This window comes from Arthrobacter sp. 05T45 (assembly GCF_056395875.1).
Genome location: NZ_JBFTKI010000021.1, coordinates 19,152 through 41,087, shown reverse-complemented (window position 1 = coordinate 41,087; position 21,936 = coordinate 19,152). Strand labels below are relative to the sequence as shown.

General features: G+C 67.6%; 17 protein-coding genes and 1 pseudogene. 4 read left to right on the top strand and 14 right to left on the bottom strand.

All coding sequences use genetic code 11. The features are described from left to right. Positions 1–5 precede the first annotated feature (5 nt). From AC1DGD_RS17065 to AC1DGD_RS17045, 5 genes are all read right to left on the bottom strand, one after another. A complete protein-coding gene (locus AC1DGD_RS17065) occupies positions 6–1,049 on the bottom strand; it encodes a cyclase family protein (protein ID WP_476857611.1) in 1,044 nt (347 codons plus the stop codon). Beyond that, entirely contained in the window at positions 1,046–2,008 is a 963-nt protein-coding gene (locus AC1DGD_RS17060; protein WP_476857610.1) for a fumarylacetoacetate hydrolase family protein, read from the bottom strand. The genes AC1DGD_RS17065 and AC1DGD_RS17060 overlap by 4 nt, the downstream gene beginning before the upstream one ends. Before the next feature lie 6 nt (positions 2,009–2,014). Further along, a complete protein-coding gene (locus AC1DGD_RS17055) occupies positions 2,015–3,034 on the bottom strand; it encodes a VOC family protein (RefSeq protein ID WP_476857609.1) in 1,020 nt (339 codons plus the stop codon). A 211-nt stretch (positions 3,035–3,245) separates the two neighbouring features. Continuing rightward, the gene (locus tag AC1DGD_RS17050) at positions 3,246–4,466 is read right to left on the bottom strand and encodes an ROK family transcriptional regulator (protein WP_476849702.1); all 1,221 of its coding nucleotides are present in this window, start codon (positions 4,464–4,466) and stop codon (positions 3,246–3,248) included. Positions 4,467–4,476: 10 nt separating this feature from the next. Then, positions 4,477–4,629: a hypothetical protein gene (locus tag AC1DGD_RS17045; protein WP_230010248.1), complete on the bottom strand. Its 153-nt coding sequence runs from the start codon at positions 4,627–4,629 to the stop codon at positions 4,477–4,479. A gap of 223 nt (positions 4,630–4,852) precedes the next feature. On the opposite strand from AC1DGD_RS17045, the gene xylA reads away from it, so the two are divergent. After that, positions 4,853–6,043, top strand: coding sequence for a xylose isomerase (gene xylA, locus AC1DGD_RS17040; RefSeq protein ID WP_476857608.1), 1,191 nt, complete (start codon positions 4,853–4,855; stop codon positions 6,041–6,043). A gap of 19 nt (positions 6,044–6,062) precedes the next feature. Continuing rightward, entirely contained in the window at positions 6,063–7,589 is a 1,527-nt protein-coding gene (locus AC1DGD_RS17035; RefSeq protein ID WP_476857607.1) for a xylulokinase, read from the top strand. Between the two features lie 163 nt (positions 7,590–7,752). On the opposite strand, the gene AC1DGD_RS17030 is transcribed toward AC1DGD_RS17035, so the two are convergent. From AC1DGD_RS17030 to AC1DGD_RS17005, 6 genes are all read right to left on the bottom strand, one after another. Beyond that, the gene (locus AC1DGD_RS17030) at positions 7,753–8,589 is read right to left on the bottom strand and encodes a hypothetical protein (protein ID WP_476857606.1); all 837 of its coding nucleotides are present in this window, start codon (positions 8,587–8,589) and stop codon (positions 7,753–7,755) included. 217 nt (positions 8,590–8,806) lie between these two features. Continuing rightward, the gene (locus tag AC1DGD_RS17025) at positions 8,807–10,117 is read right to left on the bottom strand and encodes an MFS transporter (protein ID WP_476857605.1); all 1,311 of its coding nucleotides are present in this window, start codon (positions 10,115–10,117) and stop codon (positions 8,807–8,809) included. Further along, positions 10,114–11,244: a sugar phosphate isomerase/epimerase family protein gene (locus tag AC1DGD_RS17020; RefSeq protein WP_476857604.1), complete on the bottom strand. Its 1,131-nt coding sequence runs from the start codon at positions 11,242–11,244 to the stop codon at positions 10,114–10,116. The genes AC1DGD_RS17025 and AC1DGD_RS17020 overlap by 4 nt, the downstream gene beginning before the upstream one ends. 66 nt (positions 11,245–11,310) lie before the next feature. Continuing rightward, positions 11,311–12,801 (bottom strand): MocR-like pyridoxine biosynthesis transcription factor PdxR, encoded by a 1,491-nt coding sequence (gene pdxR, locus AC1DGD_RS17015; RefSeq protein WP_476857603.1) that lies wholly within the window; start codon positions 12,799–12,801, stop codon positions 11,311–11,313. A 151-nt stretch (positions 12,802–12,952) separates the two neighbouring features. Next, the gene (locus AC1DGD_RS17010; protein ID WP_476857602.1) at positions 12,953–13,654 is read right to left on the bottom strand and encodes an SCO1664 family protein; all 702 of its coding nucleotides are present in this window, start codon (positions 13,652–13,654) and stop codon (positions 12,953–12,955) included. 43 nt (positions 13,655–13,697) lie between these two features. After that, entirely contained in the window at positions 13,698–14,372 is a 675-nt protein-coding gene (locus AC1DGD_RS17005) for an MSMEG_4193 family putative phosphomutase (protein WP_476857601.1), read from the bottom strand. A 148-nt stretch (positions 14,373–14,520) separates the two neighbouring features. Here AC1DGD_RS17005 and AC1DGD_RS17000 point away from each other — a divergent pair, with 148 nt between their 5' ends. Together AC1DGD_RS17000 and AC1DGD_RS16995 are read left to right on the top strand one after the other, a co-directional pair. Next, positions 14,521–15,909, top strand: coding sequence for a sigma 54-interacting transcriptional regulator (locus AC1DGD_RS17000; RefSeq protein WP_476857600.1), 1,389 nt, complete (start codon positions 14,521–14,523; stop codon positions 15,907–15,909). Positions 15,910–15,934: 25 nt separating this feature from the next. Further along, a complete protein-coding gene (locus AC1DGD_RS16995; RefSeq protein ID WP_476857599.1) occupies positions 15,935–17,938 on the top strand; it encodes a vWA domain-containing protein in 2,004 nt (667 codons plus the stop codon). A gap of 69 nt (positions 17,939–18,007) precedes the next feature. On the opposite strand, the gene AC1DGD_RS16990 is transcribed toward AC1DGD_RS16995, so the two are convergent. The 3 genes and pseudogenes from AC1DGD_RS16990 to AC1DGD_RS16980 form a co-directional block, all read right to left on the bottom strand. Further along, the gene (locus tag AC1DGD_RS16990; protein ID WP_476857633.1) at positions 18,008–19,918 is read right to left on the bottom strand and encodes an ATP-binding cassette domain-containing protein; all 1,911 of its coding nucleotides are present in this window, start codon (positions 19,916–19,918) and stop codon (positions 18,008–18,010) included. A 147-nt stretch (positions 19,919–20,065) separates the two neighbouring features. After that, positions 20,066–20,272: pseudogene (locus AC1DGD_RS16985) on the bottom strand (FHA domain-containing protein); the annotation flags it as partial. A gap of 11 nt (positions 20,273–20,283) precedes the next feature. Beyond that, entirely contained in the window at positions 20,284–21,933 is a 1,650-nt protein-coding gene (locus AC1DGD_RS16980) for a serine/threonine-protein kinase (protein ID WP_476857598.1), read from the bottom strand. Positions 21,934–21,936 lie beyond the last annotated feature (3 nt).

The following is a 21,936-nucleotide window of genomic DNA, read 5'->3' as shown; positions in this document are numbered from 1 at the left end:
GAAAGCTACCGGAGGGCGATCGGGTTGACGGGCGATCCGACAGCGCCGGTAATGGGCAGGGGCGCCGCGGTGAGCAGGAAGTCGTACCTGCCGTCTGCCGCGCAAGCCTCCGCGAGGCCGTCCGGGTCCCACATTTCGCCGAGGAACAGCCCAAGGTTGGGGATGGCGATCTGGTGGAGGGGCTGGAAGGCGCCGTCGAACTCGTTGGGCCGGACCTCGAAACCCCATGTGTCCGTGGCGATCCCCGCGATTTCACTGCGGTGAAGCCAGGGTGCGGTGCTGAAGGACAGCCCCGGGGCTGAGCCGCCGGCGTAGTCGCCCCAGCCGTCGCGGCGCACCCGGGTGTGCTGTCCGGTGCGGATCACCAGGATGTCGCCCCGGCCAACCTTTGAGCTGGGGCCCTGCAGGTCGATGGTCCGCTGGAGGTGTTCGGGGGTGATGGCGAAACCGTCCGGCAGCTCGCCGTCGTTCCTTCCCAGCTCTGGTCCGAGCGCGCGGCCGACGTCCAGCAGGACGCCGCGGGTGACGATCTTGGCCGCGGCGGTTTCGATGCCGGTGACCAGGTCGCCTTCGGAGGTGACCACGTCCCCTGCGGCGCGGCCGTTCCAGGCCTTGCCCTGGTCGAAGATGTGGCCGAGGCCGTCCCACTGGGTGGAGCACTGCAGCGGCATGGCAATGACGTCGTCCGCGCCGCCGAAGCCGTGCGGGAAGCCCTGGTTGCCGCGTTCGGCGTCCACCCCGGTGTCGGTCATGGTGTGGACAGGGTTGGTGCGTCGCCGCCAGCCTTTCTGCGGTCCGTTGGTGTCGAACGGCTGGGACAGCGAGAAGGCCTCGCCCGTCTTTACCAGCGCTGCTGCTTCAATGCGCTTGTCCGCGTCGATGAAGTTCAGGGTCCCAAGGACGTCGTCCTGGCCCCAGCGGCCCCAGTTGTTGTGGGATTCGGCCATGGCGCGGATGCTGCCGAACGGATCCTCACGCCGGATGACCGGGGAATCGGTGACTGGTTCCCCGGTGCCGGTGGTGGTTGGTGCTGTGTCCTGGCTGGTCACTGCTGGCTGCCTTCAGATACAACTTCGTCCTTGCAATGGATGCGCTGGGTGCCCAGACCTGTAATGGTGCCCTCCATGACGTCGCCGTCCTGGAGCAGCCTTCCCCAGTGCTGGCCGTTGCCGGCGGGGCTTCCGGTGAGCACGAGGTCTCCCGGGCGCAGCGGCATGATCTGGGAGGCCTCGCTGATCAGCTTGGCGACACCGAAAATCATGTCTGAGGTGGACTCGTCCTGCATGGCCTTGCCGTTGAGCTTCAGCGTAACCTGGACGTCCTGCGGGTCGCCGAAGAACTTGGCGGGTACCAGCAGCGGTCCGGTGGGCAGGAAGCCGGGGGCGTTCTTGGCGCGGTACCAGTCCGAGCCGATCGCCGGCATGTCCTTGCGGAACACGTACTCACGGGTCGTGATGTCGTTGACCATGGTGTAGCCGAAGACGTAGTCCAGGGCTTCCTCGGGGGTGACCCGGAACGCCGTCCTGCCGATCACCGCGGCCAGTTCAAGTTCCCAGTCGTGGGACTTGGAGTAGGCAGGCAGGGTGAGGTCGTCCGTGGCGGACGCGATCGCCGTCGGCAGCCCGATGAAGAAGTACGGCGTTCCCTGGCCCGCGCGCTTGTCCATCATCGCGGCGGTCCGGTCCCGGACTTCGTCCTCGTCCTGGCCCGGTTCGCGGTGGGCTGCGGCGAGGTCGATGACGTGCTTGCGGTAGTTGGCGCCGGTCTGAAGGACCTGGACAGGCTCTACCGGGGCGAGGACCTCGATGTCGGCCATCGCCAGGCCGGTGTCCTCGCCGACCGATGCGGCGATGGCGTCCAGCTGGCTCTCGGCGGCGCCCCAGTGCTCGATCAGTGTATTGATCTCCTCATTCAGGGCCACGACGCGGTCGCCGACCAGCAGGCCCGCGCGGGCCTTGCTGTCACCGGTCTCCTGGAACCGGATGAGTGCATATTGTGTTTCGGCCATGGTGTCCTAGCCCCGTCCCTGCTTGGCGTAGGGGTTCAGGAGGGCTTCCTTCATTTCGGGGGAGGCGCCTTCTTCGGTGGCGGTAAAGCCTTCCGCGGGAGGGAAGGACTCGGTCATGGAGTGCGGCATGGCGCCGTTCTTGTAGAAGTTATTGGAGCCTTCGGAGGGCTTCCAGGTGTTGGCTTCCCAGTCCGGGACGTAGTTGCGGTATCCGCCGGAGTTGAGCTCGACGCGCAGGCCAGAGGGGTCGCGGAAGTAGAGGAAGTTTTGCTCGCCCACGCCGTGGATGGAGGGGCCGTATTCCATGGCGGTGCCGTTTTCCATCATGACATCCGCGGTGCGGAGCAGGTCTTCGGTGGCGTCCACCCAGAAGGCGATGTGGTTGACGCGTCCCGCGCGGCTGGAGGTGTCCAGGACCACGCCCAGGTCGTGGGACTTTTCGTTGGTCGTGAGCACGGAGAAGACGGTGATGGGTGCCTCGTCCAGGTCCACGAAGGCCATGACGCGGAAGCCCAGCGCCTCGTTGTACCACTTGGCGAAGCCTCGGACATCGGAGGAGGCCACGGTGACGTGATCCAGGAAGCGGGGCGCTGCGGCGTGGCTGCTGCGGCGCTCCGGCCGGTCCGGGTAGGTGGATTCAAAACCGGGCTCAGCCACGAACTTCTCAACGTCGAAGAAGAGGCGCATGGGGTGGCCATAGGGGCCGGTGAATTCGTAGGCCTTGCCGTAGCCGTGGCCGCCGGCGGTCCAGCTGCCCTGGACACCGGTTGCTTCGACGCGCTGGGCTGCGGCTTCCAGGGCGGTCTGGGAGTTGGCGCGCCAGGCCATCCGGCCCAGGGAAGCTTCCGGACCTTCGGTGAGGACCAGGCTGTAGCGGTAGTAGTCACCCCAGCAGCGCAGGTAGACGTTGCCGTCCACCCGGTCGATGATGCGCATGCCGAACTTTTCCTCGTAGAACCGTGCCGAGGCTTCGACGTCGGGAGTGGTGATCTCGAGGTGGGCAAGATGGGAGAGGGGAGTTTCCACGTTGAATTCCTTCTAAGTACTGATTGCCTTGAGTGGGGTCGCTGCAGGTCTAGTAACCAGACTGAGGCAAGAGAGGTATTCGGTGAAGAGGCGTTTACTGATGCCACCTATTTGTATGGCAGATAGTTGGCCTGAGGGGTCGATCCGCGCGCAACGCCGTACCGGCTGCTCCGGCTTTTGAACCAGTGTCGGGTGAACCAGTGTCGGGTTCCTAGCCCGCCGCGGGCGCGGTGCGGGTGGTTGTGCCGAGGCCCGCGGGGTCGGCCAGGAACGGGGTAAACGCCAGCTCCGCGGCCCCGATCATCATCAGGTCAGAACCGAGCGCTGCACGGTAGATCTCGACCTGCCCGGCGGGGCCGTCCATTGCCTGGGACAGCAGCACTCCGTCCACCGACTCCGGTGCGAGGGCGTACAGCGTTCCCAGGAAGCCGTCCAGGACGATTGCCTCGGGGTTGAAAATGTTCACGGCATTGCGCAGGGCTATGTCCAGGAACATGAGCTGGCGTGCCACTTCGTCGTTCACCTCAGCACTGCTGCTGGTTGCCAGCGCCTTTTCGAGGTCGGCGGTGTCGCCGCGGCTTAGCCCGGCCAGTTCGAGGAGGCGGGACTGGGAGACTTCGGTTTCCAGGCAGCCGGTGGCGCCGCAGTGGCAGCGCTTTCCTCCGGAGCGGACAAAGGTATGGCCGATCTCCCCTGCGTAGCCGGAGGCGCCCCTGAGCAATTGCCCGTCGGAGATGATTCCGCCGCCGATGCCGCTGGCGCCGCCGTTGAGGTAGATCAGGTTCCCCTGCCCGGCGCCGGCGCCGAAAATCAGCTCCGCTTCGGCGCCGAGGGAGGCGTCGTTCGCGGCCTGGCACGGATAGCCGGTGGCTTCGCTCAGCATTCGGGCGACCGGCTCGTTCCGCCAGCCCAGGTGCGGAGCGTGCCGGACCACGCCGTCGTCGCGGTTGACCAGGCCCGGCACGGCCATGCCAATGCCCGTGATCCGGTAGGACGCATCCAGCTCGGAGCGCATCCCGGCGATCACGGCCGATGCGATATTCACCGCTTCGCGGGCGCTCGGTATCCGTTCCGTGTCGAAGCGGATCTTCTTTTGCACCTTCCCCCCGAGACTGACCAGGCCGATAGTGACGGCGTCGATTTCTGGGTTGACTGCCAACGCCGCGACCGACGGGCTCGGATGGACGTTCGGACTCGGCCTGCCGACGTGCCCTTCGCCGGCGGGCGCCGTTTCATAGACTAGGCCCAACGCAACGAGCTGTCCGATCAGCGTCCCGACGGTGGAACGGTTCAGTCCCGTGTGCCGGGTCAGTTGGGCACGGCTGAGGACGCCGTGGTGGTGGACGAGGGAGGTCAGCAGCGACAAATTGTTGCGGCGGGACGGATCCGGCTCCCTCGCCGCCGCGGAAGCAAGAGTACGTGGAGGCATCATCGTGACACTATCAGCGGCCGGCCACCGCGCGGTCCAGGAAGGCGTTGCGGAATTTCTCATCCGAATCCAGCCGGAGGTCTTGCGGTTCCGACGCAGTGCGCGGATGGGTTTCGTAGCTGAGGTTTTCCGGCCAGTTGCGTTCGGTCACCATCTGATCAATCACGGTGGGATCCTTCCCCCAAGGGCCTCATTGCTTGATCTGCCGGCCAAATTGCTGTTACGAACAACTTAACATTCACCCACCCGCAGGGCCAGAGCCGGGTATCCATTCCGTGCTTGGTGGGGTTGACACCGCAAAAATTCATAATATGTTTGGGTCAAGAACAATTCCCTCTGGTTCCCCGCCAGCCGCGCAACAGCAGCCACACCTACCTTCGGAGCATTCAATGGCGATTCAGCCCACCCGTGACGACAAGTTTTCCTTCGGCCTCTGGACAGTGGGCTGGGAGGCCCAGGACCAGTTCGGCTCCGCCACCCGCCCGCCGCTGGACACGGTGGAAGCCGTCAACAGGCTCAGCGACCTCGGCGCCTACGGCATCACCTTCCACGACAACGACCTCTTTCCCTTCGGCTGCTCCGCGGCTGACCGCCAGCGCGAAATCGACCGGCTGACCGGCGCGCTGAAGGCCACCGGCATGATCGTCCCGATGGTCACCACCAACCTCTTCAGCCACCCCGTCTTCAAGGACGGCGGCTTCACCAGCAACGACCGCGGCGTCCGGCGCTTCGCCCTGCGCAAGGTCCTGGACAACATTGACCTCGCCGCCGAGCTGGGTGCGGAAACCTTCGTCATGTGGGGCGGCCGGGAAGGCAGCGAATATGACGCCGCCAAGGACATCCGCGGCGCCCTGGAACGCTACCGCGAAGCCGTGAACCTGCTGGGCGACTACGTCACGGACAAGGGCTACAACATCCGGTTCGCCATCGAGCCCAAGCCCAACGAACCCCGCGGCGACATCCTCCTGCCCACCCTCGGCCACGCCCTGGCGTTCATCGAAACCCTCGAGCGCCCCGAACTGGTGGGCATCAACCCCGAGACCGGGCACGAGCAGATGGCCGGACTGAACTTCACCCACGGCATCGCCCAGGCGCTCTACCAGGGCAAGCTCTTCCACATCGACCTCAACGGCCAGCGCAGCATCAAGTTCGACCAGGACCTGGTGTTCGGCCACGGCGACCTGCAGAACGCGTTCTCGCTCGTGGACCTGCTCGAAAACGGCGGCCCCGACGGCGGGGCGGCCTACGACGGCCCGCGCCACTTCGACTACAAGCCCAGCCGCACCGAGGACATCGACGGCGTGTGGGACTCCGCGGCCGCCAACATGCAGACCTACCTGCTGCTCAAGGAACGCGCCAAGGCCTTCCGCGCCGACCCCGAGGTCCAGGCCGCGCTGCAGGCCTCCCGCGTGGCGGAAATCAACGAACCCACCCTCAACCCGGGCGAAGGCTACGAACAGCTCCGCGCGGACCGCGCCTCCTACGAGGACTTCGACGCCGACGCCTACTTCGGCGGCAAGGGCTTCGGTTTCGTGAAGCTGCAGCAGCTCTTCATCGAGCACCTGCTCGGCGCCCGCTAAGACCGTGACGGCTGCTTCCATGAACCTTGTTGCCGGTGTGGACTCCTCCACCCAAAGCTGCAAAGTGGTGATCCTCGACGCCGGCACCGGCACGCTGGTCCGCGAGGGCAGGGCCGCCCACCCGGACGGAACGGAAGTCCACCCGGATCACTGGTGGCGGGCCTTGTCAGCGGCGTTCGACGACGCCGGCGGGCTGGCGGACGTCAGTGCGCTCTCGGTGGGGGGCCAGCAGCACGGCATGGTGCTGCTGGACCACGACGGCAACGTGGTGCGCCCGGCGCTGCTGTGGAACGACACCCGATCGGCGTCGGCAGCGGCCGCTCTCACCGACGAAGTGGGGGCGGACGACTTTGCCCGCAGGACCGGGCTGGTCCCGGTGGCCTCCTTCACCATCACCAAGATCCGCTGGGTCCGGGACCACGAACCGGACCTGGCGGACCGGGTGGCGGCTGTTGCGCTGCCCCACGACTGGCTGACCTGGCGGCTCCGCGGTTACGGCCCGGCAGCAACCAGCCCGCTGGGCCCGGACCTGGACCAGCTCACCACCGACCGCTCCGATGCCAGCGGCACCGGATACTGGAGCCCTTCGGCCGGCGAATACGATGTGGAGCTGTTCAAACTGGCCTTCGGCCGGGACGCCAGGGAAGCCGGCGGGGGTGCCGGGCACCGGGATCCAGGCACCGTGGTTCTGCCGCGGGTGCTGGGCCCCGGCGGCTCCGCCGGGGCGGTTCACCCCGGCTGCTTCGGCTCCGCGACTCAGTTGCCCGGCCAGTCCGGATCAAGCCCGGCCGGACCCGGGCACCGCATTCTCCTCGGTGCCGGCGCCGGAGACAATGCGGCCGCCGCCCTGGGTCTGGGGGCCGAACCCGGGGACGTGGTGGTGTCCGTCGGCACCAGTGGCACGGTGTTCTCGGTGGCGTCCCGTGCCGTCGCCGATCCCAGCGGAACGGTGGCGGGCTTCGCGGACGCCAGCGGAGAATACCTGCCCATCGCCGTCACGCTTAATGCCGCGCGCGTGCTCGGCTCCGTGGCAGGCATCCTGGGCGTGGACTTCGACGAACTTGCGCGACTTGCCCTGGGCGCCGAACCCGGCGCCGGCGGCGTGGTGCTCGTGCCCTACTTCGAAGGTGAGCGCACGCCCAACCTGCCCCACGCCAAGGCCAGCTTCCACGGGCTCAGCATTGCCTCCAGCACCAGGAGCAATCTGGCCCGGGCCGCCATCGAAGGCATGCTCTGCGGACTGTCCGGCGGCCTGGATGCCCTCCGGGCGCAAGGGAGCCCCGCAACACGGCTCCTGCTGATCGGCGGCGCCGTGCAGAACCCCGCGGTGCAGGCCATCGCGGCCCAGGTCTTCGACCTGCCGGTCGTGGTCCCGAGCCCGGGGGAGTACGTGGCCCGGGGTGCTGCCGTCCAGGCAGTCTGGGCCTCCAGCGGCAACCGGCCGGATTGGCCGGTCGCGGTGGACGCCGCACCCGCCCCGGACTTCCACCCGGCCATCAGGCAAAACTACCTGCGGGCGAGCAGTCGCGTTGACCCCGGCAACTGAGCCGGAGCTCGTGAATGCCTTTGCTTCAACGCGGCAACGAAATGCCGGCTGACCGCTGAGAATACGGTGGTCCTCGTCGGATGTGCCAGCCGCCACAACACCGCCGCCCCGACCCCGCCATCCTTAACAGGTTCCTATCGGTCCTTGATCCCTATCATCGCCATTACGGTGCGGGCTGCTCGGCCGATCCCGAATCCGAGGACACCTCGGGCTGCGGGGTCTGTTCGGTTGCGGGGGCAGGCTGCGGGGTCTGTTCGGTTGCGGGGGCGACGTCCGCCGGCGTGGTGTCGCTTGGTGCGCCGGCTCCCGGCACTGCGGTTCCGGCCGAGCCGCTGTCCGTGCCACTGGGGCTACCCTCCGTGGTCAGGCCATCTGTCTTGGTGGCACCTTGCTCGACCTGCCCGGGCACTTGCGCGACTTGCCCGGGTCCTTCCGTCACGTCCTTGGTCGATGCGTCCGTTTTGTCCGGGACAGTCGGAGTGCCACCCAGGGCCGTGCCCAGCGTCGTCGTGGGGCCAGCCGCACCGTCGATGCTCGACGCCGACGAGACCAGGCTGGAGATGGGCTTATTGGTTCCGAATTCGACTGCAGTGACACCGACCATCGCGATCACGAATGCGGCAGCACTGACCGCCCCGATCTTAATCCAGGTCTTTGGGGTGACCTGCCTCTTCAGCCGGTTGGCTTGAGGTTCGTCGCTTTCGGCCGGGGCGCTGGCGGCCAGCACGCCGGCGTCGTCAGCGGGCAGTCCACCCCTGCGTCGCTTTGGGATTTTCGTCATTGCCACGGTGGCGGCCGAGCTGAGTGTCCGGGCATACAGGGCGGCGCCCACCGTGGCAACGATGGAGCCGAGTGCGGCGCCAATAAGCGTCCCGGCAACGCCTAGAAAGGACCCCACCAAGGCAGAGGTCACCGCGGCCAACGCCGAGCCAATAGTCTGGGTGCCACTTAGCCCGAGGAGCTGTTTCGGCTTGTCTTCATTAGCGGAGTCTGCAGGCATCTTCAAACACATTTCAGTCAGATAAATGTTACGAACAGATAACTTTACCCTGCCGGCGGGTGGCCCCCGGCTGCCTCCGTAATAATTTGAGACGCTTCTCACGGTAGATCTTCGGCGCCATCCATGCCTCCGACGGCGGCCCGCCCGCGCTGTCCAGCACCTCACCAAAACGGAAGCGGACGACGGCGGGAAGTCCCCGCCGTCGTCCGGTACACGATCAAACCTCGGCCGCAGCCCGTCGGGCCCGGGCGGCTCGCACGAGCCCGCTGGACACGGCCGCTCCCACGAGGGCGAGCGCCGCGAGCACGAGGAACACGATGTGGTAACCGGCGGCTCCCGGATTTGCGTCGAGGATTGTCCCGTAGACGATGAAAGCGAACATCCCTGGTGCATAACCGACCAGGCATGCGATTCCGAAAGCCGTGCCGCTGGTCTCCTCCGGAATCCCGACCTCGTCCATCGGCGCCCAGAACACACCCCGCATGGTGAAGACGATAAGCGAGAACAGCAGGGTCACGATCATCGCCGGGATCTGGCTGCCGGGATCGGCCGGGAGGAGCAGCAGCACCGCCACCACCGGGATCAGGCACAGGAACGCCAACCGGATGTACCGGCTCGCACCCTTGACCACCTTGTCCGCGAGGACTCCGCCGATCGGGCCACCGATGATTTTCAGGCCGTACTGGTTGATGATGCCGTAGGCGCCGACCAGCGCGACAGGCAGCCCGTACACGTAGGTCAAATACGGGATGAAATAGGTGAGGCCGCAGTACACGACGTACACCATGAACACGGTGAAGCTCACCCACCACAGCTGCGGCTGCTGCGCGGCACGCCAGATTTCGCCGAGGCCGGCCTTCTGCTTCTTCGCCACGGGCTGCTCGCTCGCCTGCTCGCTTGTCTGATTGCTTGGCTGACTGCGAAGCAGCAGGAACAACAGCACGCCGACGACGACGTCAATGATGGCGTAGAAGGCAATGGCCGCACGGAATCCGCCGGTACCCGAACCGAGCAGGACGAAAATTCCCAGCGCGGAGAACGCCACGGCAGTGTCGACGACGCCGCGACCGCCCTCGAGGAGGCCGAAGAGCCGCCCCTGTTCCTTCGAGCCGCCAAGCTGACGGATGCTCTTCAGCAACGCGGGCCAGACCAGGCAGTCCGAGCACACGGCGAGCAGCGCGAACAGGAGCAGGAGCGTGCTGAAGCCGGGGAACGTGCTGAGGAACAGGCCCAGCGCTCCGGTGCCCACGAGTCCGAGCGGGATGAGGATCCGCGTGGAGAAGCGATCGGCGAGGTAGCCGCCGACGATGAAGAGCGCCGTCGCGACCATCGAGTTGACGCTCAGCAGGGTGCCGATCTCAGTGTGGCTGAGGCCCATTGCCTCCTGCATGGGGACGTAGAACGCGTCCTTGAGGTTGGCGAGCTTGTAGATGGTGCCGCCCGCCATGACGAGCAGAGCGAAGCGGATCCACTTGCTCCAGTCGACGCGGTTCGTGGACTTCCCGGGGGTCTGAGTCAATGTGGTCATCGTGCACCTGCCAGGGACTTCGTTGTGTCGAGCTGCGCGACGGCGATGTCGCGCAGCGAGGCGAGCAGCTCCTTCACGTGGGCCACCTGGTGGTCGGCCCAGCCGGGTTCTGCAGCGAGCAGTTCATCCCGGGTCCATCCGTGCGGGATGCCGGTAGTGCTCAGATCGCGGTACGGGATGAACGGGTCCGCGCCTTCGCCGGCGTGGCGGAAGGCGGGAGCGTAGTAAAGATTTTCCTGTTCGAGGGCCAGGGCGATGACCTGAGGCTCGTCCTCGCCGAGTATCAGGAGCTCGAAGAGCATCCGCGCACCGGGCAAGTCGTCCTCAGGGCTTCCCTGCAGGACACCGCGGTGACCGTATCCGTCTCCCTCGGGAAGAACATGGACCCCTTTCAGGTGAACCTGCAGGATGTGCGGCGCGAGCGCGGAGAGGGCATCCATGGGACGCTCGCAGGCATTGATCATGTTCCCGAAATCGAACATGGCGTGCAGGCGCGGATGGGAGACCCGGCGCAGCAACTCGGCGATCTCGGTGGAGCGCAGTTCCTCGTGCTGCTCGAAGGAGAAGTGCAGATCGTGCTCGTCTGCGAGCACGGCGAGCCGGCGCAGGTCCTGCTCGATCAGTGTCATCACCTGCGAGAGCGTGCCCTCGAAGCGCGAGTAGACGCGGATGTGCCGGACGCCGAGGACCCCCGCGATGCGGACTACCTCGTCCACGTCCGCGCGCAGGGTGGTGCTGATTTCGAGGTGGATCCCCAGACCCAGGTGGCGCGCGCGGTCGGCGAACTCGCGAAGCCTGTTCTCGCTCATCCGGCCCAGGCTCCGCTCCTCGCCGTCGAGGAGGTGGATGCAGGCGCCGGCCAGGCCGTGCCGATGCGCGAAGTCGAGCACGTCATCGGGCCCGTACCCGCCGTAGGTCAGGTTGCCAAGGAGGGCGTAGGCGTGGGCGAACAGAGGGGCGCGGTCGATCCGTTCGATCAGGGTCCGGGCCAGCTCGTCGGTCAGGCGGGGCAGGGAGTCGATCTCCTCTTGGTTGAGGCGGGATCTTAGGAGCGCCTTAAATTGGGCGTCGGCAGGGGGCATCGTTGGCTCCTCGGGAGGCGTGTCAGGGGTGGTGGCGAATGTCACTCATCATTTGTACGCCGGTAATGGATCGCAAAAAAGGTCCATTAAGGCCACAGTCGTTAAGTCCATTCAGGAACCTGCGGCGATGCGCTCCCATCGGTCCCACGCGGCGGCCATCCTGCCGACAGCCTGCGGCATGTGCTCCTCCGCGGTGCCGGCGAACCCGATTAGCAGCGCCGGGGGGAGCTGCCGGGTGAGCCGGTACTCGCCGAGGGGGTAGGTGTACACCCGGCCCGCGGCCAGTCCCCTGGCTACCTCGATATCGTCGACCGGTTCACGGAGCCAACCCATGACGTGCAGGCCAGCGTCGACCGGGGCGGCTTCAATCCTGTGGCTCAACTGGTGATCGATTGCTTCGAGCAGGGCGTCCTGACGTGCCGCGTAGAGACGCCGGGTGCGGCGAAGGTGGGCGTGCAGATGCCCTTCCGACAGGAAGTCCGTGAGGGCCATCTGGAGCACCATCGCGGGCGGGCGCCCAATGACCGATGATGCGGATGCGAACGGCTTCACCAGGTCCTCCGGCAGCACGCAGTATCCGAGGCGGATCGACGGCGCGAGCACCTTGCTGAAGGAGCCCACAGTGATCACCTGCCTGCTCAAATCGAGCCCGAACAGGGTGGGGAGGAATTTCCCGCGGTAGCGCAGCTCGCTGTCGCAGTCGTCCTCGACGATCCAGCTCCCGTTCCGTTGCGCCCACGCGATCCACTCCGCCCTTCGCCCCGGGCTCATCGCAATGCCGAGCGGATGCTGCCGCGCGGGGGTCAGACAGGCCAGGCGTGCCGGAGCCGCGTCGTCGTCCGGGAGGACTGCTCCCTCGTCGTCGACTGGGACGCCTCGGACAGGACAGCCCTGGGACTGGAAGGCGAGCCGTCCGGAGATGTGCCCCGGGTCCTCGACGACGACGGGGTCGCCGGCGTCGAGCAGGAGAACCGCCAGCACGTTGAAGGCCTGCTGCGCACCGGAGGTGACGACCACCTGGTCCGCCGTGCACCCCAGGGCTCTCACGTCGTTGACGTATTCCGCGATCGCTTCCCGCAGTGGGCGGTAGCCGTGGGGATCGCTGTACCCGATCGCAAGCGGATCGGTGCGCCCGGCATGGCGCCCCAACAGGCGTTTCCAGGTCGCCGCGGGGAAAGCCGAGGACGCAACCTGGCTGGCAACGAACGATTCGGTCTCGGCGGGCGCCCACGTGTGCGGCGCCTCGCTGAACAGGTCGGTGCCCCGCGAAGAGGTGGCGGCTCCGCGTTCGGACAGCGGCGGCCGGGACATCGGCCGCTGCGGGGCGGCATCGCTCCACAGGGTGTCGACGTATGTGCCGTCACCCGCACGTGAGCGCAGGAAGCCCTCAGCAGTGAGTTGCTCGAACGCAGACACGACAGTGATCCGCGATACTCCCAGCTCGGTGACGAGTGTGCGGGTCGAGGGCAAGCGGGTTCCGCTCGGCATTGAACCCGTCAGGATCTGGGTGCGCAACTGCGCATACAGCTGCTGGTGCAAAGGCTCAGCCGCTGCGCGGTCGAGCTCAAGTCCGGCCAGCAGTCGGCCACCAGCGCTCTTCATCCCGCGAACCGCGGAGCGGATTTCACCATGGCCCCATTTTACGGGCCCGATTCTAGCTGGCCGTCCGTCCGGACGTTGCGCCAGATGGCGGGATTGTTGGACAGGCCGCGGTCCCCGGCGGCATATCCGAGCCACCCGGACGGGCGGGTGCCTAAACGAGTGGCCAGGGGTAGCGCATGCCGGTGCGGTCAGCCGGCAGGACCCGGGCGTGCAGCAGGCGCTGGACGCGGCGCTGCAGGGCGGTGACCTCGTCGTCGTCGAGGAGCCCGGCCACCTCGGGAGGAGCGGCCTCGGCGAGCGGGGCGATGTCCTCGAGTAGGGCGTCGGGGATGGGGTCGCCGGCGAAGTCCCAGATCACGGTGCGGAGTTTGAAAGCGGCGGAGAAGCACAGCCCGTGGTCGATGCCCCAGACCCGTCCGTCGTCGCCGCGCAGCACGTGCCCGCTCTTGCGGTCGGTGTTGTTGGCGACGTAGTCGAACAGGGCAATCCGCGCCAGGTCGCGGTGGGTCTCTGGGGCGTCCTCGAACAGCGTGAAGTAGTGCTCGCGGAAGTCGCACTCGATGAACCACTGCAGCGATCCGACCCCCAGCGGAGCTTCCTCGCGGATCACGGTCGGCGGGACGAAACCCCAGCCCAGAGATTCGCTGAGCAGGTAGGCGGCGCGTTCCCGCCGGTAGAGGCCGGGCTCGAAATCGGACAGCGGCCTTTCCCCGGCCTCGGGCTTGTAGACCGCATAGGCGGCGTCGTCCCCGCAGGAGACCTGGGCGAGGAACGTCTCGTTGCTGCTGCGCGGGATACGTCCGAGCAGCTCGACGCGGCCCCCGGCGAGCAGGGTCAGCTCCCGGCCGGACACCGGCTGTCCCGTATCACTGGCGGTCCCGCAGTCTGTCCCGAATTCACGGCGTCCTCAGCCCGCTGAGGGGTTCCGACGTCGAATTCACCATGAGCACGGCGGGTCCCTGGCCGTCCACATAGGAGATGGCGGACACCGAGCCCGGGCTGATGACGATCCGCTGGAAGAGGTCCAGGGGCGTGCCCAGGGCGTGGGCGACGGCGGCCTTGATGGGGTCGGCGTGGGAGAAGCACACGACGACGCCGCCGGGGTGGGCTGTGCGCAGCACCTCAAGCGCTCCGACAATCCGCGCCTGCATTTCCGTGAAGCTCTCGCCCTTCGGGAAACGGAAGGTCGATGGGCTGTGCAGGACTGTCTGCCACGCCCGCAAGCGCGCCAGTTCGGCCAGCGAGGCGCCCGTCCACTCGCCGAAGTCGCATTCGAGCAGGCCGGCATCTTGCTTTACGCCCAATCCGGTGCGGGACGCCGCCGGCTCCGCCGTCTCGCGGGTGCGCTCCAGCGGCGAGGAGTAGATGCCGTCGACCCGAAGTCCCGCGAGCCGTTCCGCGATCCGGTCAGCCTGGTCCCGGCCCCGGTCGGACAGATGCAGCCCCGGTGCCCGCCCCGGCAGCAACCTGCCCGTCGTCGGCGTCTCCCCGTGGCGCACCAGCAGCAGGAGCGTGCCCTGCTGCTCGGGTGAGGGCCCGGCAGATGGTTTCGGCGCGGTTGATGCAGTCATCAAGAATCAGCCTAACGCTCACCGCCTGCCCCGTCCCTCGCAGGCTCGGACCGGGGACCCCGCGCGGCTCTCTTGCACCCCGCCCCAATGCGCAGGAATCTGCAAGAATCCCTCGATTCCCCGCACGGTAGAGGTCTACGGTGGAGGAGTGAGTGATCGCCCCGATATCTTCACTGTTGGTGAACTGCGTGCCTCCGGCCACGTCCACAAGGACCTGCGCCGCGAAATCCGCGACAACCTGCTCGCCGCGCTCGCCGCCGGCCGGGATCCCTGGCCCGGGATGTTCGGGTTCAGCCGGACCGTCCTGCCCCAGCTTGAGCGGGCCCTGCTCGCCGGGCATGACGTCGTCCTGCTGGGCGAACGGGGCCAGGGCAAGACGCGGCTCCTGCGCACCCTCGCCGGGTTGCTGGACGAGTGGTCGCCGGTGATCGAGGACTCGGAACTGAACGAACACCCTTACGAACCCATCACGGAGCACTCCCGCGCCCTGGCCCTCACCGAGGGGGACCGGCTGCGGGTGGCGTGGCGGCACCGCTCGGAACGGTACGTCGAAAAGCTCGCGACGCCGGACACCTCCGTCGCGGACCTGATCGGCGACGTCGACCCGATGCGGGTGGCCGAGGGACGCCGTCTCGGGGACCCGGAAACCATCCACTACGGCCTGGTCCCGCGCTCCAACCGCGGAATCATCGCCATCAACGAACTGCCCGACCTGGCCGAGCGGATCCAGGTCTCGATGCTCAACGTGATGGAGGAACGCGACATCCAGATCCGCGGCTACGTGCTGCGGCTGCCGCTGGACGTCCTGGTGGTCGCGTCCGCCAACCCGGAGGACTACACGAACCGCGGCCGGATCATCACGCCCCTGCGGGACCGGTTCGGCGCCGAGATCCGCACCCACTACCCGATCGAGCTCGACGACGAGGTCGCCGTCATCCGGCAGGAGGGGCAGCTGGTGGCCGGCGTCCCGCCCGTCATCCTCGAGATCCTGGCCCGTTACACCCGGGCGCTGCGCCAGTCGCCGGCGGTCAACCAGACCTCCGGGGTTTCCGCGCGTTTCGCCATCGCCGGCGCCGAAACCGTTGCCGCGGCGGCCCTGCGCCGGGCCAGCGTGCGCGGCGAGGACGAGGCCGTCGCCCGGATCATCGACCTGGACGCCGCCGTGGACGTCCTCGCCGGGAAGATCGAGTTCGAATCCGGCGAGGAAGGCCGGGAACAGGACGTCCTGGACCACCTCCTGCGCATGGCCACCGCGGAAGCCGTCCGGGCCCACTTCCACGGCCTGGACATGGGCCCGCTCGTGGCCGCGCTCGACGGCCACGCCACGGTCACCACCGGGGAACTGGTCACGGCGCGGGAGTTCCTCCACAACCTCCCGTCCCTCAACGGATCCAGCCTCTACGACGACATCAGTGAGCGCCTGGGCGCGGAAAACGACGGGCAGCGCGCCGCCGCCGTCGAACTTGCGCTGGAAGGGCTCTACCTCGCCCGGCGGATCTCCAAGGAGTCCGACGACGAGGAGACGATCTACGGGTAGGCAGCTTTACGGCTAAGGAGGCCTCATGACCGCTCACAACCGGTCCAGGTACGGCCGGTACACGGGAGGACCGGATCCGCTCGCCCCGCCGGTGGACCTGGCCGAGGCGCTGGACGCCGTCGCCGAGGACGTCATGGCCGGCTACTCGCCCCGGCACGCCCTCCGGGAGTTCCTGCGCCGCGGCGGCCGGAACCGGGAAGGCCTCGACGACCTCGCCGGCCGCGTCCAGCAGCGGCGCAGTGAACTGCTGGGCCGGCACAACCTGGACGGCACCCTCAGCGAAGTCCAGAAGCTGCTTGAGACTGCGGTGCTGGAGGAACGCAAGCAGCTCGCCCGCGACGCGATGATGGACAACACCGACCGCGCTTTCCGGGAGATGCAGCTGCAGAACCTGCCGCGCTCCACGGCGGCGGCGGTCAACGAACTCGCCTCCTATGACTGGCAGTCGAGCACCGCGCGGGAGGCCTACGAGCGGATCAAGGACCTGCTCGGCCGCGAACTCCTGGACCAGCGGTTCGCCGGCATGAAGGAGGCCCTCGAGGGCGCCACCGAGGAGGACCGCGCGGCCGTGGCCGAGATGCTGCAGGACCTCAACGGGCTCCTCGGCAAACACCGCCGCGGTGAGGACACCGACGCGGACTTCCATGAATTCATGGCCAAGCACGGCCAGTTCTTCCCGGAGAACCCGCAATCGGTCGAGGAGCTGGTGGACGCGCTCGCCCAGCGCGCGGCCGCCGCCCAGCGGCTCCTGCAATCCATGTCCGCCGAGCAGCGCGAGGAGCTGATGCGGCTCTCCGCCCAGGCGTTCGGCTCGCCCGATCTTATGGCACAGCTGGGCCAACTCGATTCCAACCTGCAGGCTTTGCGCCCCGGCGAGGACTGGTCCGGCTCCGAACGCTTCGAGGGCGAGGAAGGACTCGGACTCGGCGACGGCACCGGCGTGCTCCAGGACATCGCCGAACTGGACGAGCTGGCCGAACAGCTCTCCCAGGCCTACAGCGGGTCACGCCTCGATGACCTGGACCTGGAAGCCCTCGCCCGCCAGCTCGGACAGAATGCCGCCGTGACGGCCCGCACCCTCGCGGAGATCGAACGGGCCATGCAGGACGGCGGCTTCCTCCAGCGCGGCGCCGACGGCGATCTCCGGCTGTCCCCACAGGCCATGCGGCGGCTCGGCAGGTCGCTGTTGCGGGACACCGCCAAGCAGCTCTCCGGCCGGCAGGGCCGCCGGGACACGCGGGTTGCCGGGGCGGCCGGGGAGCAGACCGGCTCCAGCCGCCAATGGGAGTTCGGCGACGCCGAACCGTGGGACGTCACCCGAACCATCACCAACGCGATCCGCCGCACGATCGCCGACGGCGGTGACCCGGGCCGCGGACTACGCCTCGCCGTGGGCGACATCGAAGTCACGGAGACGGAGGCGCGCACGCAGGCCGCCGTCGTCCTGCTTGCGGACGTGTCCTTCTCGATGGCCGCCGAAGGACGCTGGGTGCCCATGAAACGCACCGCCCTCGCCCTGCACCACCTCGTCTCAACCCGGTTCCGCGGCGACCGGCTGCAGCTGATCACGTTCGGCCGCTACGCGCAGACCATGGACATTGGCGAGCTCACGGCCCTGCCGGCCCTGCGGGAGCAGGGAACCAACCTGCACCACGGCCTGCTGCTGGCCGGCCGGTTCTTCCGTCAGCACCCGTCGATGCAGCCCGTCCTCCTCGTGGTGACCGACGGCGAACCCACCGCGCACCTGCTGGCCGACGGCGAGTCTTGGTTCTGCTGGCCGCCGGACCCGGAGACCATCCGCGTCACGGTCGCCGAACTGGATCGCCTGGCCCGCGCCGGCACGCAGGCCACGTTCTTTCGGCTCGGCGACGACCCTTCCCTGGAACGTTTCGTCCAGCGGATGGCCCGCCGCATCGACGGCCGCGTGGTGGCGCCCGAGGCCGGAGACCTGGGCGCGGCCGTGGTGGGCGAATACCTCCGCGCCCACTTCCGCGGACGCCCCTACGACGACGCCGACTGGGCCCAATAGATCCGCGGCGACTCTCCACCACTGGCGGGGTAATTGGCCACGCCGTCGGGGTTTGACCGCAGTTCGATCTTACCGCCAAGGGTTTCGGTTGACAGAATGGTGCAACGCCCAATAGGCCAGTGCGAGGAACGCGACGGCCTGAATTCCGAGGAACCCGGTGTCTGTGAGCCATTGCTCGGCTGTCGGGTCGTAGAGCGTGTCCACTTCGGGTGCTGGCGGTTTCTGGAGCCCGACAGTGGCCGCCGCAGCCGCGTAGCCAAAACGTGCAGGGAGCAGCCACGACACCTCCTCAAGTCCGGCGCGGCCTTGGATAGCGAACAGCCCACCGCAAAGGACCAATTGAGCCATCACCAAGGCGACGAGCGCAGGCATGGTTTGTTCAGTCGATGTCGCGGCAGCCGAGATCACCAGCGCGGCGGCGGTCATAGCGACGCCAACCGCTGCCACAGCCACCGCAATCTCCAGGTGCCCATTGCCGAGTACCAAGGCATCGTCCGGTCCCGGCAGACCGAGGAGAGCCATCACGGTGAACAGGATGCACTGGATTGCGACCAAGGCGCCAAGCACCACAAACTTGCCGAGCAGGTAAGCCGTAGGGGAGAGGCCAACGGCCTGTTCCCGCCGGTAGATGGGCCGTTCCGCGACCAGTTCGCGCACCGTGAGGGCTGTTCCCATGAGCGCTGCTCCGACCACGAGGACAATGAGCCGCTGTTGGACCTGATACAGATCGCCCCCGGCCTCCCGCATGGACAGCCCGGCCTCGCCGGGGAAGGCGTGCGCCATCAGGGCGAGCAGCATCGGCATGCCGATAAGGAGGACCACGAAGAGGCGGTCTGCGGCGACGACGGCGGCGTTGCGCCGCATCAGCGTCCACAACTGGCGCAGCGGGGCCGCGCGGGGCGGAGGGGGCGTGTCGCCCACAGGTACGGGCACTTTGGCTGAAGCGGTCCTTCCTATGTACGCGTCACGAGCAGGCGATTGGGCGTATTTACCCACCCACGTCGGGTCCTCGAGTGCCGCAAACGCCGCAGGGTAGTTGTCCACACCGAAGAATGGGAGTACTTCGGCCGGTGGTCCAAAGAACGCCACGCGTCCGCCCCGGGCGAGGACCAGCACACGGTCGCATTCGTCCAGGGCGAGGACGCTGTGGGTGACTACCAGCACGACGCGGCCGGCGTCGGCGAGAGAGCGCAAGCTGCCCATGACCTGCTTGTCCAGGCCGGGGTCGAGCCCGGAGGTAGGCTCGTCCAAAAAGAGCAGCTGGGGCGCTGTGAGCAGCTCGAGGGCGATCGAGGTCCGCTTTCGTTGCCCCCCGGAGAGGGAATCGATGCGCTGGTCGATTTGGTTGGTCAGATCGACCTCGGCGACGACTTGATTGACCCGTTCGTCGCGCTCTGCGGAGCTAGTGTCTGGGGGCAGTCGCAATTGAGCTGCGAAATGGAGCGCGCGGCGGACGGTGAGTTGCCGGTGGAGGATGTCCTCCTGGGGAACCAAGCCCACCAGGAACCGGAGCTGGGCGTACTCGGCGTAGAGGTCCCGCCCGTTCCAGCTGACGTGCCCGCGAGTGGCCGGGCGCAGCCCGGTAAGGGCGCCCAGGAGGGTGGATTTGCCAGCGCCGGAAGGCCCTATGACCGCCACGAGCGTCCCGGCCGGGACGGTGATGGACACATCGTCCATCAGGTGGGCGCCGGTCTTGGTGGTGACCTCCAGGTGCCGGGCGCTGAACGCGGGACGTTGCGGTGGCGGCATGGCCGCGGTGGCGCCGTCCCAGAGTAAAGTGCTCGATCCGATACCGATGAGGTCACCGATTGAGAGCAGGGCGTCACCGTGGACGCGTTCTCCGTTGAGGAATGTTCCATTGAAGCTGCCGGCGTCGCGCAGGACGGCGGCTTCGCCGACCTCGACCACGGCGTGACTCCGGGACGCGAGGGGGTCATCCACCACAATGTCGCACGAGTGCGACCGCCCGAGAGTGAGCACGCGTGGCCTCACCGGCTGTCCGGGCGGGTGGGGCCTGAGGAGCACCTCGGGTCCGTCCATAGCGCCAAGACGGAGCCGAAGTCCGCCGGTGAGTAGCGGCACCGGGCCGTCCAGCACACGGTCCGACTCCATGTCCCAGGTGCCGTTGCGGCTTGCCTGATCTGCCGCCCACCATCTGCCTTCGCTGTGCCAGAGCCGGACGTGTTCGCGGCTGACACGATCGTCATCGATAGGGACATCGGCGCCAGGATCCCGACCAACCTGAACTGTCTGCTGCGGCGGAAAGCTCCACTCACGGCCGTTTGCGCGCACGAAAAGCGCAGTTCCGTCCGGGGGTGGCACTTGGTCCGGCATGGCGACCTTCCTTACTTCGTCAGGCGTAGAGAACCGACGACGTGATCGAAAGTTTCCGTGCGCTGCTCGAACAGCGACGAGGGGGCGAAAAAGACCAGGAGTTGGACCGGATCGGTCTCAACGACGAAGACCCGGACCTGCAGCGTGACGGCGGATGAGAGGGGGATCGTCCCCTCCATGGCCTGCCCCTTAACCTCCCCGACGGTAGCTGGCCCGCGGTCCACCAGATGCGCGTCCCGGCCGGGCAGGAGCGCTTCCGCCGTGCGGACGCGGGCGGTCGGGGATTGATTGGTCAGCCCGGCGGGCCGGTGGTAGATGGCGAGTCCGGCGACTTTCTCCGGGGCGCTGGCCGTTCGGGCCGCCGCAGCCGGAGCGTCCGGCTCGTCGGCGAAAAGCGCGGTCAGGTCCGCGTCCGAGAGCACACTGACGGTGCTGTCGCCCGCTTCGTGAGTTCGGGCGGTCCAGCTCTGCGGGACATCGAGGGTGTACGGGACGCCATCCGCGCGAAAGGTTACGTACTTTTCTCCAGACAGCATCGGCGGGAGCAGCGCGCCGGCGAGGATGGCGAGGATTAGGAGGAGGAGCGCCCCGCCTAGCACAGCCAGCCGCGCGGCCCGGGCCGGCCGCCGATCAGCGCGCCTACCCCGGGACCCGGTGGATCGTCCGCCCAAGTGGGCATTCCCGCCCGCGCGGGCGAGGGTCCCTGCTTCCACCGGAGCGCCGCCGTCGTTGTCCTTGCCGGGTGTAGTGGCGCGGGGCGGGACCGCGTGTTTCCCCGCGCGTCGGGGCTGCGCTGGAACAACCTTGCCAGGCGGGCCGCCGGACATCATGGTAACGAGGGCGCCGCATGTTGGGGGCCGGTCCTCGGGTTGTTTCGCCATGCCTTTGACGATGGCAGCCTCCATTGCAGGAGGGACCTCCGGCCGTTCCAAGGTGAGGCGCGGCGGCTCCTCGGTCATGTGCGCCCACAGCTGGGCCGAGTCGTCGTCATGATCGAACGGCGGGTGGCCTGCGAACAGCGTGTAGGCCACGCACGCCAGCGCGTACACATCGGCCCGACTATCGATGGTCCCGCCGCGGATCTGCTCGGGTGCGACGTAGTCCAAGGTGCCGAGGAAGTGACCGGCCGTCGTCACGCCCGTGGCGGAGGTGGTGCGCTTTGTGAGACCGAAGTCCGTGAGGTAGACGAGCCGGTGGCCGTTTGCCAGGTCGTCAGAGAGCAGTATGTTGCCGGGCTTGACGTCCCGGTGGACAAGGCCCGCCCCGTGCGCGGCGTCCAGGGCCGCGGCCGTGTGGGAAAGAATGCCCAGGGCCTCGGTCAGCGGGAGAGGACCGCGTGCGTCAAGTTCTGCTTTGAGATCAGTGCCGTGCACAAAGCGCATGGCGATGTAGAGCAGTCCCGACCATTCCCCGGCAGCGTAGATCGGCAAGATGTTGGGGTGGTCCACCGAGGCGGCGAGCCGGGACTCACGGACAAACCGCTGACGGAACTTCTCGTTGGCTGCAAGTTCCGGGGCCAGGAGCTTGAGTGCGACGGGTCGGCCGAGCTGCACATCCAACGCCCGGTAAACGACTCCCATGCCGCCGCGGGCGACCAAGGACTGGATTTGGTAACCCGCGAATTCTGCCCCGGGATAGAGGTAATCCTGAACGGGCTCCACGGT